Origin of the sequence: Granulimonas faecalis (assembly GCF_022834715.1) — a bacterium.
Lineage (GTDB): Bacteria > Actinomycetota > Coriobacteriia > Coriobacteriales > Atopobiaceae > Granulimonas > Granulimonas faecalis.
This window is the reverse complement of record NZ_BQKC01000002.1, coordinates 81,232-98,660: the sequence shown is the minus strand read 5'-3', so window position 1 is coordinate 98,660 and position 17,429 is coordinate 81,232. Positions and strand designations below refer to the sequence as shown.

Genomic DNA, 17,429 nt, shown 5'->3' with positions numbered 1-17,429 from the left:
CACGCGTCGACGTCGTGACCCGTTCCCTTTTCCCAAGCGGCCGCCGTCGCCCCGGCGAGGGTGTCGTCCACCGTGCCTGCGCGAGGGTGTCCGCGGCCTCGGCCGCAGGGAGACGTCGGCGTCTGCCCGCTCACGCCGCCCGGCTGGACCCGTCGGTGTAGTCGATGACGATGCCGTCCTGGACGTTCTCGACGCGCTCGTCGATCTTAAGGTCCCCCTCCAGGCAGGACGCCTCCATGCGCACCGCCCGGCAGACGGCCTCCTCCCCCTCGAAGAGGGGCGTCACCTGGTACATCACGAGGTGACCCGTGGACCTCAGGTGGGAGGCCACCTCGTTCTCGATGGGAAGCATCCCCTCCACGTTCATCTGACGGGTCCCGGTCACCAGGTTCTTCCAGTTGGCGCTGTCGTCGTTCCAGAGCTGGTCGCCCAGGAGGTGGCAGCGGTTGTAGAGCCAGCCGCCGTCGATGCCGTCGTAGCGCTTCTGCCTCCACCCGCTCGGCTCCACCCCCGAGATGTCGGGCCTCTCCCCGGACCCCATGTGGGCCTCGTCCAGGACCGCGAACACGGGCCCGCACCGCAGGTTCCCGTCGAGGTCCGAGAAGGTCGCGTGGGGCTCCCGCGAGCCGTCGTAGGCCGAGAACGACGCCGCCATGTCCTCGGGGGCCCCGGCGGTCGTCGCCGCCGGGGCCGTCGACGCCGATGCGGTGGGGTCCCCGATGACCCCGGGGGCCTCCCAGGGGGTCTGGGCGAGGACGGCCGTCAGGGCCGCGACGACGATTGCCCACGCCCCGCCGAGCCTCGGGCGGCCCTTCCCGCGTCTTGCCATGGATCCTCCTTCCGGTGACGCCCGCAGCGGCGGCCCTAGAGCACCTCGTGGACCATCTCGACGCCCTCGGGCAGGCCCTCGCCGTCGGCCTCCACGACGTAGTCGCCGAAGGACGTCGGGATGTCCACGCCCTCCTTGAGGGACGCCGAGACGCGCTCCAGGTTGGCCTCGGCGGCGCACACCCCCAGGGCGTTGGGGTGCGTGAAGCAGGTCAGGGTGCGGAGCCTCATGGAGGGGCGGCTCGCGCTGCGGTCCTCCCAGAACATGCGGCGGAACGCCCCGACGAAGGCGTCCCAGTCCTCCCAGGTGAAGCCGGTGTCTCTGGCCCGGGCCGGGGAGACGAAGCCCGAGACGCGGTAGAGGCCGTAGGGTACGACCCACTTGACGGCCATCTCGGAGGTCTTCTTCTCGCGGTCGGCCTCCGTGGTCACCGCCTGGCGGGTGAGGGTCTGCCCCTCGGGAAACACCGGGTCGGCCGAGACGGCGAAGGACAGCTGCACGGGGCCGCGCACCTGGCCGCCGGCCAGGTTGTTCTTGGCGAAGGTGGTCATGACGGCGCCGAAGCAGCGCACGTCGAAGTAGGTGCGGCACATGGCGTCGCGGACCCGCAGGGCCGCGTCGGGGTCGCTCTTCCTGAGCCCCTTGAGGTCGACCCCGGCCCCGAGCACGGCCTCGAAGCCGCGCTCGTCCTTGGAGTTCAGGGTCCCCGTGGGCTCGATGTACAGGTCGAAGCCCTCCTCGCCGCTGTGCTCCAGGGCGATGCGGTCGCGGACCTTGCGCTTCAGGCACACGTCGGTGACGATGCCGCGGCCGTCGTCGAGCTGGCGGGGGCGGTTTCCGGCGTCGGGGTCGCCGTTGGGGTTGCCGAGCTCCACATCGAGGTAGGCGACGAACTCGATGCGGCGGTCCAGGGTATTGTCCATGGGTGGTCCTCCTTGGGGAAAACGTGTGGTGGGGCCTTCCGTCGTTTCGGGGCGGTGCGGGAGTGGGGCCCTAGTCCGCGCGCACCTCCTCCTCCGCCTCCGGGTCGGCGCCGTCGCCGGCGGGGCGGTAGAGCTGGTCACGCTGGCGGTAGTAGCCGACGTAGAAGCGCCAGGAGGCCGCAGCGTCCATGGTGAGGGGCACGGGCCCCGCGGCCACGGCCTCGGAAAGCGCCGACTCGTAGAAGGCGGCGAGCCCCGGCTTGGTCCGGGAGAGCTTCTTCAGGTGGGCCTGGGCGGTGGCGACGAGCGTCGGCAGCACCCGGACGGGGCTCTTGGCGGCCCCGGCCATGTAGCGGGTCCTCACCGGGGCGGCCAGGCGCCCCTGGGCGGCCTTCTGGAGGCCCTCCAGGATGGCGAAGATGCAGCCGGCCCGGTAGGCGGGGTCGGCGGGGCAGAGCAGGTCGTCGGTCTCCATTCCCGACTCCTTTCGTGTCGACAGGGCCGAGGCCGCCAGGGTGCCGGCCACCGTGGGGCCGATGTCTCCCGCGGACGCCATGGCGGCCGCCCTCTGGGTCAGGGTCCTCGGCCAGGGGCCTCCCATGATCAGGGCGCCCACCAGGGAGGCGGCGTCCTGGCAGCGGGTGGCCGGGGCCTTCTCCCCCGGCCTCTCCAGGGCCCGGAGGATCGAGAAGGCCGACGGGACCCTCCCGCCGAAGCAACCCTCCCACCGCCCCAGGGAGTCCCTGGCGTCTTCCCAGGTGACGGTTTCGTACCAGCGGAGCTGCACCCGTGCGTACCTCGAGGAGAGGCAGGCCATGTGGAGGGGCGCGCACCCGGCGTCGGCGTCCACGTCGGCCGCCCCCGAGCCCCGGAGGGCGTCGGCCACGGCCGGCGCCACGGTCCCGTCGGCCTCGCCGTCGGCCCACCAGGCGAAGGTGGCCTCGCCGAGACACAGGCTGTGGCACCCATCCTTCAGGAGCCAGTCCAGGGCCGCCGAGTAGCGCTCGGCCGTGGGACGGGCCATGGGCGACAGGTAGCCCTGGGAGGCGCCCCAGGACTCGGCGCTCTCGATGTTGCAGCCCACGACCGGCGCCGCCTTCTCCCCGGGCCCCGCGAGGGCCGGGGCCTTGGGGTGCACCCTTAAGGGCTCGCAGGGCTCGCCTGTGACCAGGTCCGTGTAGGCGCCGCCGCCCCTCTCTGAGGAGCGCCTCTCCAGGGCCTCTCTGACGCCCTCCGTGTCCAGGAGGTCGCGGACGGCGCCGTCGGCGTCCACCAGGCAGAACTCGAGGAGGGCCATGTTAAGGTCCACGGGGCTCTCGGCGACGGCCGTCACGGACGGCGCCCGGGCGGGGTCCCAGGAGTCGAGAAACGCCAGCAGGGGCGCCGCCTCGGCCACGCCCTCGAGGGCCTCGCGATGGAGCCTCCGGGACGCCTCGAACTTCTCGGCGGCCCGGGCGTCGCCCTTGGGCGAGAAGCCGAGGAGGTAGGCGGCCGTGTCGCAGAGCAGGGCCGCGGCGATGTTGGCGGACCTCACCGGGGGCGCCGGCGCCAGGGTCTCCGCGGGTTCGTCCCCGGAGTAGTCGCCGGGAAGGATCCCCAGGAGCCTTCCTGCGGGGTCGATGGCGACGCGCCCGCGGACCTTCCGCCACGCCATGCCGGCGGGGGCCACGGCGGCCCCGCGGGAGACGAGCTCCCCGTGGAGCCTCACCAGGTCTTCCAGGAGCACCTAGACCACCTCCCTTCCAGCCACCTCGACGCACCCGCGGTCCATGACCGCGCGGAAGAACCGGGGACGGTCCACGGCGGGGTCCGTGCGGTCCATGCCGCAGAACACGAGGCCGAGGTCCACGGGGCCGCACTGGGAGTAGTGGCCCTCGGGCACGCCCCCTTCCCAGGCCGAGAAGGAGCAGGGGTGCTCCCGCACGCCGAGGTAGGGCTGCTGGTAGCACTGGCCGCGCCGGAGGCGCCTATCGACGATGGACGCGATCTTGGCGCGCTTGGCCCTGGAGTCGGTGCCGTCCGTGATGGAGAAGCGGCACTGGACCACGTAGTCGACGTCCACGAGGCGCGACGTGCACCGGATCTGGCGGGCCTCCCCCACCCCCACTCTGGGCATGGGGCCTTTGCCCTTGGCCGCCTGGAGCACCTTCGCGGAGCTCGCCTTGGAGGAGACCTCCTTCACCGCCACGGACTGGCGGCGTATCTCGTTCAGGACCCAGTAGCGCTCCACCTGCCACTCGATGCCGGGGTGGAGGTAGATGGAGGCCAGGGCGCCGGCCAGGGCGCTCGGCGTGGGGACGTCGTAGCTGTAGCGCTCGACCTTGAACTCCGGTCGGGTGAACAGGGCCATGGGGCCCCTGAGACGGACCATGAAACCTTGGGCCACGAGGCACCTCCATTAAAATTTAAATAATCTGAAAGTGACTATATCACAGGGCCTTAGGCCGCACGGGTGCCCGGCCTCTCATGAGTCGGGACCCAGGTCCTCGCGGGCCATGAGGTCCTTGACGTGGTCGGGGAGCTCGTCCCAGGCGTACACGGTGGCATCGTTGGTGTACGGCCACTCCGTGCCGTGCCAGGTGTTCGGGTCGTCGGTGGCCACGTAACCGTGGCGCTTGAGCCACGCCTCGGTGCCCCGGCGGGTCTTCAGGGCCCGGTGCCACGTGTTCCTCCAGAGCTCGCCTTTCTCATCGGACTCGCGGTAGTTGACGTAGTATCTCAACGCTTCCCTCCCCTTCAGGCGGCCCCCGCCTCGGCGCCCCCGTTTCCCGCCTCGGAGAAGCAGTGGTCGAAGAGCCAGTCCGAGGCCCTGCCCGCCGCCGTGGCGGCGGTCATGAGGGCGTCGGCGCGGTCGCCCTCGTCGAAGGCGGCAAGCCACCCCTTGAGGTAGGCCCCGTGCTCCGCCCACCGGCCCCCTTCGGCCAGGTCCGCCGCGGTGAGCTCGGAAAGGTCGATTGAGAGCCTGCTGGCCGCGAACACGCTGCCGAGCTCCGCCACGAGCTCCTCCCGGGCGATGTCTTCGTAAGTCACCTTGACCCGTTCGCACACGGCGGGGCGACCGAGGCGGCCCTCGGCCCCGGTGGCGTGGCACTCCTCGTGGAGCAGCGTCCGGAAGAACGCCCCCTCGGAGGAGAAGGTCGCCGCCGGGGGGCACCGTGATGCGGTCGCGGCCCGGCTCGTAGAAGGCCCCATTGCTCACCACCGTGTCCACGGGGCACGGGCCGTGGTCCACGAGGAGGTCCATGACCTCGGGGTTCTCGGGGGTCGCCTCCACAAGGAACGGCTCGACGCCCTCGATGTCGCCGGCGTTAAAGACGGTGTAGTGGCCCACGGGCACCACCCGGGTGCCGTAGCGGGGATCCTTCCACATGGCCGCCCTCTCCCGGGCCCCCTTGGGCTGGGCCACGGGCTCCTTGGGATCGGCCTTCAGGAAGAAGACCTCCTGCCACCGCTCCACGGGAAAGCCGTGGGCGCCGCGGCGGACCATGAGGCCGGCCTTCCGGGCCTGGGTGAAGGTCATGAACCGGGGGTCCGAGAAGCGGTGCTTGCGGATAACGTAGGTGAGCAGCAGGGCGTTGCGCCCCTTGTAGACGGTACCGGACAGCGGGTTCCGGGGCGCCTGGGAGACCCAGGGGCGCACCCAGTTGGCGCCCAGGGCGTCGATGTCGGCCGCGATCTGGGCCGCGAGCTCCCTGCGGGCGGCGTCGAGCTTGGCGTCTGCCATGGGGACCTCCTTCATGGGTTGTCGGGATGGTCGGTGCGGGGGTCAGCCCCTCCCCTGCCACTGGTTCCAGGCATCCACGGCCTGCTCCCTGGCGGACATCTCCACGTCGTAGGGGCAGTCCTGGGGCGTCGTGACGGTGACCTGCGCCCCGCACTCGTCGTTGGCGCAGGCCACGTCGATGCGGGTCCTCTCGAGATCCGGGTCGTAGGTCTCCTCGACCCGGGCGTCGCAGTGGCAGAAACCGCAGGGGGCGAGGTCGGTGAGCTCGAAGTCCTCGACGGTGGTGACCGTGGGCTCGGGAGGCATCCGGTCCAGGAACGGCAGGTCCTCCTCGAAGGGGCCGACAGGGCCCATCCATCCGAGGCAGGTGACCCTCACCCCCTCCTGGGCGAGGGCCTCGGCCACCCGGGCCGGGTAGAGGTCCATGAAGTCCTTCTGGGCGTCCTCGTCGTCGGGCCATACCCGCTCGGCCAGGGTCTCGGCGGCCTCGCCCACGAGGGCCGGGGCGAGGCCCACGGAGAAGACGGTGCCCACCGTCACCGGGCACGCCCGGGAGTAGACCTCGCGGCAGAGTTCGCGGAAGTCCGATGCGGTCGTGACCGGCCGGCCCTCGACCAGGAAGTACGCCTCATATCCCGACCTCGTGTAGCGAAACGTTGTCATGGTCACTCCCCCGCCCTGCGGTTCCAGGCGCTCACCACGTCGGTCACGGCGACGTCCACCCCGGCCTCCGTGGTGAGCAGCCCTATCCGGGCCGCGCACATGTCGTAGGAGCACTCCACGGCCACCGTGATGCCCCCAAGGACGCTGTCACGGTCTCTGTAGACCCTCGCGGGGGCCCCGCAGAATGGGCACCGGCGGAGGTCCGTGAGGTCGAAGTCCTCGACCACGACGGCGTCCCTGTGGACCTCGGAGAAGCGGTCTCGCTCTGCGGCCGCGGCCTCGTCCACCTCGTCGGGGTGGTAGTAATAGCCGAGGTTCTCGAGGGAGACCCCCGCCTGCCTAAGGGCCTCTCGGACCCTCTCGGGGTACTCCCCGAGGAAGTCCTCGCGGTCCCCGCCGTCGATCCCCGCGAACCTCGCGAGGTTCTCCGCGGGGTCGTCGGTGAGGGCTGTCAGGAGGCCGACCCCGAAGGTGGTCCCGACGGTCACCGGGCAGGCCTTCGCGAAGACCTCGCGGCAGAGGCCGCGGAACGCCTCGGGGGAGTTCACCTCGGGGCGGTCGCAGAAGAGGTAGCAGACGAAACCCTCCTCGACGTACTTGAAGACGGCCATGGGATCTCCTTTCGACAGGTACGCGAAGGCCCCGCCGGGGTGTCCGACGGGGCCTTTCGCGAGGGGGGATTCTGGGGGTGAAAGGGAAAGGCCCCGGATTGCGGGCTCCGAGGCAGGCCAGGCCCCAAGCTCTAAGCAAGAGGCTCGTGTACATCTTAGGGGATCTCCCTGGGTTCGCCTTCAGACGCGATGGCACCGACTCCTCCACGCGACGTCCGGTGTCGCCGGGCTCCGCCACGGACCCGTGCGGGGCCCCTCCGCGGCCTCCTAGGCCGCCTCCATGCAGGCCCTCACGATGTCGCCTTCGTCGCAGGCACCGCGGGCCATGGCGGCGTCCTCGATCGACATCCAGCCGCAGCGGCCGTTCACGCGCCCCCCACGGACATGGAAGCCGATCCAGCTGTGCGCGGGCACCATCTCGTCCGGAGACTCGAAGTGCCGCCTGAAGCAGGGCCTCGCCCCCCTCATGGCCACGAGAGCCGATGCCAAGGCCTGGGCGCGGAAGATGGTGGGAGCGTACTCCCCTCCCCCGCGATGTCCTCCGTAGGCGGCACAGAGAACGGCGTCTAGGGAGGCCGTGTCGGCCGGGCGGAAGGTGCGAGCCGCCAGCTCGAGGACGGAGATGTCGTCCTCGGTGGCGTCGGGGTCCATCTCGCAGACGTCGTCGAAACCGGCGTGGGCCAGGAGGTCGCCAAGGCAGCTTCCCTCCCCCGGAGGCGTGGCGACGACGCGGGGGGCGTCGAGGCCGTCGCGCCGGGGCGCTGCGGAGGCTCCCTGCTCTTCCACGCAGGCGATCCAGTCGGCGACCTCGGCCATCTCGGCGAGGTCCCGGGAGTCCACAGGCGGGTCGTCCGTTGGGAAGACGTGGCACAGGTTCAGGTCAACGCCATCGGGGAAGTCGTAGAGGCTTCCGGCGGCGATGGCACCGAGCAGGTCGTCCCCCATGCCCCAGAAGGCTGGGTTGTCCCAGTCGTTTGCGATGACGCCCTCGGGGCCGTACTCGGCCATGCCGAGGATGAGCTCGTCGCCGGTCTCGGTCTCGGCCTGGTCGCTCGGGCACCCGAAGTAGACGAGTCCCTGGGTTGGGTCGAAAACCACGACGGGCACGTTCACGTCGCGAAGCTCTCCGTGGATCATGGGTGTGGCTCCAATCCCTTGAGGTTTGTCTTGTCAGTCGGAGTCCCAGGACACCGCGCCGACGAGATGGCGCAGGCGCACGTCGGGGCCGCCCGTGAAGGTGAGTCCCAGGACGTCGAAGCGGGTGGACTCCCAGGGTTGGTCGCCGCCTTCGCGCTCCTCCACGAGGCGATGGAGGCAGCACTTGCGCATGGCACGGCGCTCCTCGGCCTCCACGGCGACGGTCCCCAGCTGCTCATGGTCTGTGGCCCCCGGGGCCACCCGGTGGCGTATCGACATAAGGACGAGGGCGCCGTCGGGGTCTACGGCCACGATGTCGACGGTGCCGGCGGCACACACCCAGTCGCGTTCCAGGACGCGGTAGCCACGGCGCCCGAGGTAGGAGACGGCGAGGTTCACGGCCGTGGCCCGGGTCCCGTCGTCGATGAGGTCCGAGGCGGCTCGGGCGATGGCCTCCGGCGTCACCCGGCAGAAGGTGTCCGGGCCCTTCGGGGTCGGGTCATCGGGTCCCGCCACCCGGTGGCACACGGCGACGGGGCCGTAGGCGTCGGCGAAGGCACCTTGGGCGTCCTCGGGCACGGTATCCACGAAGACCCAGCTCACCCTGTCGGTGAGGAGCCCGGAGCAGCCCCGGGCATCGTCGCCCCGGTAGGTGTCGGCAAGGTTTCCCGCCACGATGTCGGGGCGAATCTCCCCCATGGCGCGAGCGAGGTCATGGCTGAGCACGGTGGCCATGGCCACCTCCCTCTTCCTTAGGTTTTTGAAAGTTGCGGTTCAGGAGTTTGGCTCGAGGTCGTCCCGGAGCATGGTCTCCCGGACGTGTTCCGAGAGCTCCTCCCAGGTGCAGACAGTGGTCTCGTTCTTGTAGGGGTTTCAATCCACACGTCCCTGCGGAACGTGACGAAGTTCCCTCTTTTCCTGTCGTCGGCGTTTCGAAGCACCTCTAAGACTGCGAAGAGACGCGGTTGCATCGGGCGGCCATCCTTCGCAGTTCTTTGGCCACCGCTTCAGCCAGGACATCGGGGGCTCGTTTACAGTACAGGTTTGTCTTTCCGCGGAAATCCGAAGGGCCGTCACAGCCGCGGTACAGGGCCACTTCGTCCTTTCCGTCGAAAGACGACACATTCGCGTTCAGATAAACCCAACCGTTGCCGTCGGTGACAAAGCCGGATCAGCCTCTTTTTGCCCCGTTCACGGATGTGTTCTTGAGGTCCACACAGGCCAGTTCCGGGTGGAAGCGCTTGAAGGCGTTCTTCACCTTGGTCGTCAAGAGGACCATCTTTGTCGGCTCCTTTTCTTGGTTTTAGATGTCTCTCGTATCTCCCTCAGGCCGATTTTCCTGCCTCGCCCTTGGAGAAGCAGTGTTCCCAAAGCCAGTCGGCGGCCCGTCCCGCCTGAGTGGCGGCGGCCATGAGGGAGCGGGGGCGCTCCTCGGGCGACAGCGCCTGGAGCCAGCCTTTGAGGTAGGCACCGTGGTTCTCCCAGGCGCCGTCTCGCTGGAGGTCGGCCGCGGCAAGCTCCCCAAGGCCGATGCCGAGACGGCTCGCGGCAAACACGCTGCCGAACTCCGCCACGAGCTCCTCGAAGGCGTAGGACGCAGACCCCATACCCTCGCCGGAGACGACGCCGGGGCGATTCAGGCGCCCCTCGGCGCCAGTGGCGTGGACCTCCTCGTGGAGGAGGCAGCGAAGGAATGCGCCCTCATCGGTGAAGGAGGCGGCGAGTGGCATCTCGATGCGGTCGAACTTGGGCAAATAGCAGGCGTTGTCCGTGGCAAGGATTCTGAGCTTGCAGGGGCAACCCTCCACGAGGGTCCTTCTGGCCTCGGTATCTGCCATGGTGTCCGGGGCGCAGAAGGGGTCGAGCCCTACGATGTCCGCGCCGTTAAAGACGGTGTAGTGGCCGATGGGGAGCACCTTGCTGCCGATCTCGGGGTCCCTGCGGTAGCGCTCGCGCTCGGTGACGCTCCTGGGCTGGGGGATCCGGCCGGTCTTCTCTTTGTGGAAGAACACCTCGCCCCAGCGCTCCACGGGCCACCCGTGGCATCCCTTGGCGACCTTGAGGCCCATCTTCTGGGCCTGGCGGAAGGTCATGAAGCGCGGGTCCCCGTAGCCCTCGGAGCGGATCACGAAGCCGAGGATGAGGGCGTTGCGGCCCTGGTAGACCGTGCCCGTGGAGGGGTTCTGGGGCGCCTGGGAGACCCAGGGCCTGACCCAGTTGGCCCCCAGGGCGTCCATGTCCTCCAGGAGCCTTGCCACGAGGGCCTCCCTCATGGCGTCGAGCTTCTCATCAGCCATCGCAATCCCCTTCCGGTCTTCCTGAGGCGGGCGTCAGTGCCCGGACGGGCCCGACGCGGACCCTCGCGGGGGATCCCGCCGGCGGCTCCGGCCGCCGGGGCAGGCAGAAAAGGGGAACCCGAGCGGGGTCCTGAGGACTCGCCCGGGTTCCGTGGGGCAGGTCTGCGATGGGCTCTCTCACCGACAGTCTTCGAGGGACGGGTCCATCTCGACCTTGGCCTTGGCACTCAGGGTGTAGACGATGGCCTTGGCCAGGGTATCTGAGACGGCCTCCTCCGCCTCCGGCTCAAGGCCGAGCTCCGGCAGGAGCGCCATGGCGCGGCCGAGCTCCGAGGCCGCCCCCTTGATGCTGCCGAGGACCATCGTTGCGGTAAGCCCCCGAAGGTCCAAGGGATCGCTCATGGCCGCTCCTTTCCGCGGGGCCGCTCGACGGCCTCGCCGTATTCGAGGCATCGGTGGCTGCGGTCGCCCACCAGGGTGATGCAGCCATCGAAGAACTCGACGCACTCCACCTTGAAGGGGTGGCCGAACTCGTCGCAGGCCACAGAGCCTGTGGCCACCGGGACCCCGTCCTTGAAGCAGAGCCACAGGATCCCCTTTGGGAGTGGGTCGTAGGTCCAGAGGCCGGCTGACACGATCTCACTCAGTTCCATGGTCACCCCCTTCAATCAGCTCCACGGTGGTGCGGACCTCGCACCCCTCGAAGGAACGGTCCGGGTCCGTCCCTGGAATCTCGACGGCAGCGACGTCGGCCACGAGGTCGTCGATGTCGTTCCACGGGTCGAAGGTGCCCGGGTCAGGGATGGCGTCGATGAGCTCGAAGTCGCCGAGGAGGACCAGGCCGCTTCCCCGGTACCCGCGCTGAACACAGGAGACGGGAACAGTCTCCTCGACGCGGGCGACGACCTCGGCCGGGCCTGAGCGAGGACCTCCGTCTCTCACCACGGACGCCCGGGTCCCGATGGGACGCCCGCACCACGGGCAGAACCGGAATTCGCGACCGACACCCTCGGTGCCGGCACGCTCGGTGTGCTCGTTTCTACACGCCGAGCAGCGCCACACCGTCTGCAGGTGGGTTTCGTGGTCCGGCGTCACGTCTACATGGTCACAGGGGACGCGACCTTCGTCGAACTCCACGATGACCGTGCCCCCCGACCGGCGCATCTCCGGTCTCAGGGCCAGTGTGGATCCATTCCTCGGTCACCTTGCGAAAGCTCCAACAATCCAGAACGTCGACCGCCTCGAGAAGTTCCTCGGCTGTTCCGAAGCGGCGGACGTCGACGCTGACCTAGCCGGAGGCTATCTCGCCGTCGATGACGCCGAAGGCCGTGCGGCACTTTCGTTGCGTTCCACAGGACCTTCCGCCCGGGCCTGCCGGCCCGGACCCCTATCCACCGCTGTAGAGCCGATTCCGGTCCAGCGGCACGACCGGTGTCTAGGCTACCAAGCAAGGGTTTTGTCCGTCTTCCACTCGCCCAGAAGCCACCGCAGCGGCTCCCTCAAGGCGCCCTTGCTCGTAGGCATCGCAGCTATAGGACTTCTTGCGTTGCTTGTGAGAGGTCAGATTCATGTTGTCCATATAGTCGGCTACCTCAGAGGGCACCAGCACAAGGAGCTCTCGGGTCTGCTTGTCCAGGACACTGGCAACCCCCGACACAAAGCCCGCTAGAAAGCTCGTGCGAGCTTTGGCTGCCTCTTGGTTAAGCCAACGCTTCACATAGTCCTCTTTCAGCGACTCATGGACATAGAGATTCGCCTGGGCCTGGGCAGCCTGCTGCTTGCGGGCCTCCCCTGCCTTCTTGGAAAGCTTCTGCCCAAGGTTCGCCAGAGACTCAAAAACCAGCTTTGCCGCGCTGGCGTCTGAGGAACGACCCACAAAGATGCCCTGGAAGGTCTTGCCGCCACCGCTTAGATAGCATGAGCAGCGATAGCTGCGAGCGACCACGCTCAAAAGGCTCTTTTTCCAGTCCATGCGGACGCTGCCCACAGAGATCTCTTCGATCACCTCGGGCACTTCTGCCCAAAGTTCTCGCTCAGAGATGTCGTGGGCCACCATGAGGCGCTGGGCGGCCAAAGCGGCAGCCACAGCCTCCGCCTCTGTGGCCCCCGCCTCGGAGCACCACCGGGCCGTGGCCGCCCAGACCAGGGCCTCGCGGATCTCTCCCGGGAGCTCTGCGAGGAAGGCCTGGGGGCCCCAGGGGGTGCCCTCCTCGGGGGCCGGGGTGTGGAGGTCTGAGACCATGGCGTCGAGCACCGACCAGAGCCTTGCCGTGGCCGCCGTGCGGGCGAGCACCGCCTCACGGCCGAGCTCGCCTCCCGCCGACAGGTCGACCTCTCCCGGGGCCCGAGCCAGGTCGGCCGCAGCGACGATGAGCTCTCCGGCCTCCCCGTCGCAGCCGAGCGCCGGGCCGTCCTGGGTGCAGCGGATATAGGCCGCCGCGCTCGGCAGGCCGTCGCCCCCGTCCAGGCCGTAGTCGAAGGCCGAGAGGCCCTCTCCCCAGCGCGCGGGCCCCTCCGTGGCAGGGCCCACCCAGGGGCCGGGAAGCCCCAGGATGCGGCTCCGGTCCTCGTCGAGCACCACGGGCACGCAGGCGCCGCGGCTCGGGTCGTCCACGGGGGTGACCACCACGCAGCAGGCAAGGGCGCGCCCGTCGTCGAGGTCCAGGGTGCCGACTACGGCCATGTGGCAGGCCGTGTCCCAGTCCGGCACCTCCATGAGAGCGGGCAGGGCCCCATCCTCGGTGAAGCCCAGGGAGGCGGCCTCCGCGGCCACCTCGGCGATGCGCTCCGAGAGTGTCTCGGCGGCGCGCCCGACGAGGCCCGCCACGAGGCCCGGCTGGGGCGGTTTCACAAGGATCGAGGAGAGGTTTCCGGCGGGCCAGCCCACCGCGGGGTCGAGAAGGTCCATCATGTCCTCCTTGAGGTTCGGTCGCGGGTGTCTCGTTCGGGAAGGGCCCCTCAGGCGGTCTCGGGGACGAGGCCCTCGGCCCAGGCCGCCTCCCCCTCGTCGGAGTCCCAGAAGCCGCACTCCCCGTCGCAGGCGGCGACCACGGCCCTCACGGCCCGCTCGCAGGCGAGGCGGTAGAGGGACCCGTAGGCGTCCACGTCGGCGAGCCACCGGTCCCAGGAGTCGGTGGGAAGGCCGTCCTCGTCGAGCCCCCACGCGTCGGCCTCGGCGGCCTCGAGGGCGCTCCCCAGGGAGGCGAGGGTCGGGACGAGGCGGTTCCACTCGGAGCAGCCCTCGGCGTCCAGGTCGCAGAAGCTGTCAAGGGGAGTGGGGACCGGCACCTCGTCGCCGTCCAGGTCCACCTCGAGGTAGGTGCCGTGGACCGAGTCGTAGAGGTACCAGCCACCGACGGACGGCAGGGTGCAGATGCGCCCGGTGCCGAAGTTCTCGAGGTAGACCCAGAAGCCGTCCACCAGGCGGGCCCCGACGTGGGCGCAGAGGCGGCGGACCGCCCGGTCCCCCCGGGCGCAGATGCCGGCGACCATGTCGGCCAGGACGTCGGTTGCGTGGTCGGTGCGGCCGGTGACGGTGCCGAAGGTGCCGGTGCGCTCGACGGTCGTTTCCATGGGATGCCCCCTCTCGTCTCGGGCGCACCCACTGTGGGCCGCCCCCGCGGGCACTGCCGGGCGCGCCTTTGCGCGCGACCCTTGCCGGTGCCGGGGCGAGAGAGGCGAGGATGGGCCAGGGAGGCCGGGGCGTCGACCGGCCCGGCCATCCAGGCCCCGTCGAGGCCGAGGCCGCAGGCGACATCGGCGAGGGGCCCCGGGATTCTCTTCCCAGGGCCCCTCGGGGTGCCTTTTCGTATGTCTTGGTTCGGGTGTCCCGCGGGGCGGCCTAGGGACGGCCCCCGGCCGGGTGGGACACGGACAGGGGGCCGAGCTCGGAGCGGCAGACCCGCCTCCCCTGCCCGCAAGGGGGGGGGACTTTCGTCCACCTTTCTCGGCAATCGTGTAAGTTATCGGCGTAACTTACACGATTGTGCAGGATGTTGCACATTGAAGCCGGTCCTAGCGAAGTCTCGCCAGTGTGGCCTCGCACACGAATGCGACCGGGTCCAAGAGGCGGATGCGAAGCTCCTCGGCCCCGCTCACACCGGAGACCTCGTTCAGGGCCGTTGCGACGGCATCGGGGAGCCCCTTCGAGAGGTCGGACACCTTCGCGACGCACCAGTCGCCGTTCAGGTCGCACGCCTTGGCCATACGCGTCACCGCCCCGATGCCCAGGCGTCCCACCGCGCTCACGCCCCCTATGCCCATGGCGACCCTGCGGTCCCTCGGGCCGTCGTAGGGAAGCCCGGACGCGCAGTCGTACATCGGGGCCAGGCGAACCCCTCCGTCGGGATACTCCAGGAGGGAGAAGTTCTTGGCGTGACCGTCGGGTGCCCCCAGCAGGTGGTTCGCGACGACCATGAGGAAGAAGGCCTTCTTGTCCGTGTCCGGGTCATCAATGAACCGGTCTATGGCGGCAGCGATGTCCGGGGCCACGGGGCCCCGGTTCTCCGTGTACTTGTTCTCCGGCAGGATCCCGCACGCCTGGCAGAAGTCCTCCTGGTGGATCCGGACGACATCGAAGGGCCTCCGGACGACCCGGTCGAACCTCTCGATGCAGACGGCACCGAGCCCGTCGAGGTACTCGGTGTTCGCGACCTCGACACCCATGAGGGCGCATGCCCTCATGGTCACGTGCTCGACCAGGGACTGGAAGGCCCTGCCCTTGATTCCCGGCTTAAGGATGTGGGTCGTGGCCGCGTCGCCCTCGCAGGAGTACCAGCGTCCGTCGAAGCAGGCGAGGGCGATTTTCGGCTGGAACCCCCCCCCGAGGGACCAGTGCTCCGCCCTCGCCTGCCAGGACGCCTCGCCCCTGTCCATGAGCTCGGAGAGACGGAGTCCCAGAACGCCCTCGTCGACCTCGACGTAGTCGGACGCCCTCGGAACCGGGTCCTCGCCCACGCCGAGGAAGGAGACGGCCTCCGGGCAGTCCCTTCCCATGAGGGACAGGAGCCCCATGACGTTTCCGGGGCCGACCCCCTCGCCCTCGCCCGTGGCCGCCCTTGCCCCCCCGGTCGTCCGGCAAGAGCCCGGCAAGGAAGGGTTTTAGGTCCTTCTCGAGGTAAGGCGGCGTCCTTACGGGCAGACGCACCGAAAGCGGCACGCCGTCGTATCCCGGGGCGTACCGGAGTCTCATGAAGCCGTGCCCGTCGCGGTCCACGACGGCCGTGGGGGTGCCGTAGAGCCATGCAGTGAGGGCCTTGGCTACCATGGCGCCCCCTTCTCGGACGCCTCGAGCATCCTGGCGATCGCCTCGCTGCGTGCCTGCTGCCGTCGGGCGTGAAGCTCCTGGATGGAGGGGCCCGCAGGTCCTCCTTCGTCGGCCCCGACGGTCACGGCGAGCCCCAGGGCCTTGAGGATGCGGTCGGCCTTGTCCATCGCCATCCCGTCCGCCCGGCCCGCCTCGAGGTCGAGGATGCGCCGACGGGAGACGCCGGCGAGCTCGGCCAGCCGGGCCTGGGTGAGGCCCTGCTCCTCCCTGGCCTCCCTCACGGCGAGCCCTATCGCCAGGGCCAATCTGAAGGCCATGGGACACCTCCGTCCGTGGTGGATGTGCAATATCATGCACAAGTCTCCATGGGCATGATATTGCACATCGGGAGGGGCATCAAGGGAGGGGCCGGCGGCCTGCAGCGAAAGAAGGGCCCCGGGAGATAATCCCGGGGCCCTTCGGGGGAGCGCCCGTCGTCTGCTTCGCTGTCTAGGACCCGACGGTCCCCCTGAGCGTCCGGACCGCCCTCCGGATCGCCTCCGCCTCGGCAGCGAGGTCGCCGCAAGGGACGTCGAAGGGCTCCGCCACGGACACGAGGTCGGACACGGTGATTCCCGAGCCCTTCCCGGCCACCGTGCAGGCCCTCTCCTGGGTGCCGTAGGCCCTCCATGAGGGGGTGAGGTCGTAGGCGGGTGCCAGCTCCCAGGCACCTTCGCGGCACAGGTACGAGAAGTTCTTCGCGTGGTCGTCGAGGTTTCCCGAGAACACGTTGAAGCACATCAGGCGGAAGAGCCGCAGGCGGTCCCCCGCCGGGCACCGGAGGGCGTCGGTCAGCTGGAACAGGTTCTCGTAGTCGAGGACAGGGATCCGGTGGGAGACCTCGAGAAGGCCGCCGGCGCTCACCATGTGGACCCGTCCCCCACCGGGCGTGCGGTCGAAACGGCGGACCGCGAAATAACCGGGGCACACCTCCGACGGGAGCAGGCGCGTCTCGGGGACGTCCAGACCACATTCCGCGGCACAGGCCATATAGGCATACTCCTCGACCCCCGCAGACGGTCCGTCCTGCCCCGTGGGGAACTTGACGATCCACGGGTCGCCTTCGATGGAGACGAGGGCCTTGGGTCGGGCGCCCCCGGAGGAGCCGGCGAGGGCCCTGAGCCTGTCGACGTCGGCCGGGTCCTCCAGGGGCTCGTCGTCGAGGATCCGGCGGCACTCCCCCAGGAAGCGGTCGAGGTCGCCGATGTCGGCGACCATGGTGTCGGCCAACTCCCGGCTCGGTTCGAACGAGAGGGCCCCCATGGCGCCGTCGCCCACGAGGCAGAGCCTCTCGAGCACCCCGACGGACCTCGGGTCCACGCCCTGCATCCTCAGGGACCTGTCCAGCAGGAGCCTCCCCCACCCGTCCGGCATCGCGTCGTCGATGACACCGAACACGCCTTCCAGGGGGTCCGGCGGGGCGACCCGGACCCCCGGGGCCAGCGGGAGGCTGAAGGGGCTGATCGAGAACCCCTCCTCGATCCAGGAGGGGGCGTACGAGAAGGCCATGAGGCCGTCGGGTGTCATGGCCGCCGTACCGACCCGCGACCCCTCCAGGGAGACGGAAACGGTCTTCGGGGCCTCAGCGACGGGGTTTCCCCTCCGTGCCATCGGCGACCACCTCCTCAATGGTCCGGTACGCGGGCTTGGCGAACAGGGCGTCCAGGTCGCTGTCGCAGCCCAGGGCCCGGGCCACCTCCACGACCGTCTTCAGGGTGGCCCTGCCGCGGTGCTCGAGGTTCCGCAGAGTGGCCACCGAGACGCCGCTGCGCTCCGCCAGCTGCTCCTGGGTGAGGCCGAGGGCGGACCGCCGTGCCCGGACACGGGAGCCGAGGGCCTCGAGGGTCCTCCTGGGCGTCGCCGTTCCGGATATGATCTCGAGCGGTGTGGCCATCATGGGCTCCAGAATCGCTGGTTTCTTAGCGGTAGCGTTGCACTTA

20 protein-coding genes and 2 pseudogenes are annotated in these 17,429 nt (G+C 69.6%); all 22 read right to left on the bottom strand.

The genetic code is table 11. From position 1 onward, the window contains the following. Positions 1-130: 130 nt before the first annotated feature. Positions 131-829, bottom strand: a complete 699-nt coding sequence (locus OR600_RS09690) for a DNA/RNA non-specific endonuclease (protein ID WP_135978594.1) — start codon at positions 827-829, stop codon at positions 131-133. A 35-nt stretch (positions 830-864) separates the two neighbouring features. Continuing rightward, the gene (gene cas7c, locus OR600_RS09685) at positions 865-1,752 is read right to left on the bottom strand and encodes a type I-C CRISPR-associated protein Cas7/Csd2 (RefSeq protein ID WP_135978593.1); all 888 of its coding nucleotides are present in this window, start codon (positions 1,750-1,752) and stop codon (positions 865-867) included. A 70-nt stretch (positions 1,753-1,822) separates the two neighbouring features. Further along, positions 1,823-3,478 (bottom strand): type I-C CRISPR-associated protein Cas8c/Csd1, encoded by a 1,656-nt coding sequence (locus tag OR600_RS09680; protein ID WP_135978592.1) that lies wholly within the window; start codon positions 3,476-3,478, stop codon positions 1,823-1,825. Beyond that, positions 3,479-4,138, bottom strand: coding sequence for a type I-C CRISPR-associated protein Cas5c (gene cas5c, locus OR600_RS09675; RefSeq protein ID WP_265591124.1), 660 nt, complete (start codon positions 4,136-4,138; stop codon positions 3,479-3,481). It abuts the gene before it with no gap. A gap of 78 nt (positions 4,139-4,216) precedes the next feature. Next, on the bottom strand, positions 4,217-4,474 hold the full coding sequence (locus OR600_RS09670) for a hypothetical protein (RefSeq protein ID WP_168354073.1): 258 nt from the start codon (positions 4,472-4,474) through the stop codon (positions 4,217-4,219). 14 nt (positions 4,475-4,488) lie between these two features. Then, entirely contained in the window at positions 4,489-4,944 is a 456-nt protein-coding gene (locus OR600_RS09665) for a zincin-like metallopeptidase domain-containing protein (protein WP_168354095.1), read from the bottom strand. 241 nt (positions 4,945-5,185) lie between these two features. Beyond that, positions 5,186-5,476 (bottom strand): annotated as a pseudogene (locus OR600_RS09995) (ArdC family protein); the annotation flags it as partial. 42 nt (positions 5,477-5,518) lie between these two features. After that, the gene (locus OR600_RS09660; protein ID WP_135978589.1) at positions 5,519-6,139 is read right to left on the bottom strand and encodes a hypothetical protein; all 621 of its coding nucleotides are present in this window, start codon (positions 6,137-6,139) and stop codon (positions 5,519-5,521) included. A 2-nt stretch (positions 6,140-6,141) separates the two neighbouring features. Beyond that, the gene (locus tag OR600_RS09655; protein ID WP_135978588.1) at positions 6,142-6,750 is read right to left on the bottom strand and encodes a Lar family restriction alleviation protein; all 609 of its coding nucleotides are present in this window, start codon (positions 6,748-6,750) and stop codon (positions 6,142-6,144) included. A gap of 267 nt (positions 6,751-7,017) precedes the next feature. Then, a complete protein-coding gene (locus OR600_RS09650; RefSeq protein WP_265591123.1) occupies positions 7,018-7,887 on the bottom strand; it encodes a hypothetical protein in 870 nt (289 codons plus the stop codon). 33 nt (positions 7,888-7,920) lie between these two features. Beyond that, entirely contained in the window at positions 7,921-8,622 is a 702-nt protein-coding gene (locus OR600_RS09645) for a YraN family protein (protein ID WP_135978586.1), read from the bottom strand. A gap of 590 nt (positions 8,623-9,212) precedes the next feature. Beyond that, entirely contained in the window at positions 9,213-10,184 is a 972-nt protein-coding gene (locus OR600_RS09640; RefSeq protein WP_135978585.1) for a zincin-like metallopeptidase domain-containing protein, read from the bottom strand. Positions 10,185-10,361: 177 nt separating this feature from the next. After that, entirely contained in the window at positions 10,362-10,586 is a 225-nt protein-coding gene (locus OR600_RS09635) for a hypothetical protein (RefSeq protein ID WP_135978584.1), read from the bottom strand. Then, a complete protein-coding gene (locus OR600_RS09630) occupies positions 10,583-10,837 on the bottom strand; it encodes a hypothetical protein (RefSeq protein WP_265591122.1) in 255 nt (84 codons plus the stop codon). Before OR600_RS09630 ends, OR600_RS09635 begins: the two co-directional genes overlap by 4 nt. Then, on the bottom strand, positions 10,824-11,321 hold the full coding sequence (locus OR600_RS09625; RefSeq protein ID WP_265591121.1) for a hypothetical protein: 498 nt from the start codon (positions 11,319-11,321) through the stop codon (positions 10,824-10,826). The genes OR600_RS09630 and OR600_RS09625 overlap by 14 nt, the downstream gene beginning before the upstream one ends. Positions 11,322-11,619: 298 nt before the next feature. Beyond that, positions 11,620-13,092, bottom strand: a complete 1,473-nt coding sequence (locus tag OR600_RS09620; protein ID WP_265591120.1) for a DUF7168 domain-containing protein — start codon at positions 13,090-13,092, stop codon at positions 11,620-11,622. 50 nt (positions 13,093-13,142) lie between these two features. After that, positions 13,143-13,757: a hypothetical protein gene (locus OR600_RS09615; RefSeq protein WP_135978578.1), complete on the bottom strand. Its 615-nt coding sequence runs from the start codon at positions 13,755-13,757 to the stop codon at positions 13,143-13,145. A 441-nt stretch (positions 13,758-14,198) separates the two neighbouring features. Next, positions 14,199-15,197, bottom strand: coding sequence for a HipA domain-containing protein (locus tag OR600_RS09610; protein WP_265591119.1), 999 nt, complete (start codon positions 15,195-15,197; stop codon positions 14,199-14,201). Between the two features lie 64 nt (positions 15,198-15,261). After that, positions 15,262-15,450: pseudogene (locus OR600_RS09990) on the bottom strand (HipA N-terminal domain-containing protein); the annotation flags it as partial. Next, positions 15,444-15,767 carry a helix-turn-helix domain-containing protein gene (locus tag OR600_RS09605; RefSeq protein WP_265591118.1) on the bottom strand — a complete coding sequence of 108 codons (324 nt, stop codon included), beginning with the start codon at positions 15,765-15,767 and terminating at the stop codon, positions 15,444-15,446. The pseudogene OR600_RS09990 and the gene OR600_RS09605, both read right to left, overlap by 7 nt. Before the next feature lie 172 nt (positions 15,768-15,939). Then, on the bottom strand, positions 15,940-17,100 hold the full coding sequence (locus tag OR600_RS09600) for a type II toxin-antitoxin system HipA family toxin (protein ID WP_265591117.1): 1,161 nt from the start codon (positions 17,098-17,100) through the stop codon (positions 15,940-15,942). After that, a complete protein-coding gene (locus tag OR600_RS09595) occupies positions 17,072-17,383 on the bottom strand; it encodes a helix-turn-helix domain-containing protein (RefSeq protein WP_168354092.1) in 312 nt (103 codons plus the stop codon). The genes OR600_RS09600 and OR600_RS09595 overlap by 29 nt, the downstream gene beginning before the upstream one ends. Between the last annotated feature and the right edge of the window lie 46 nt (positions 17,384-17,429).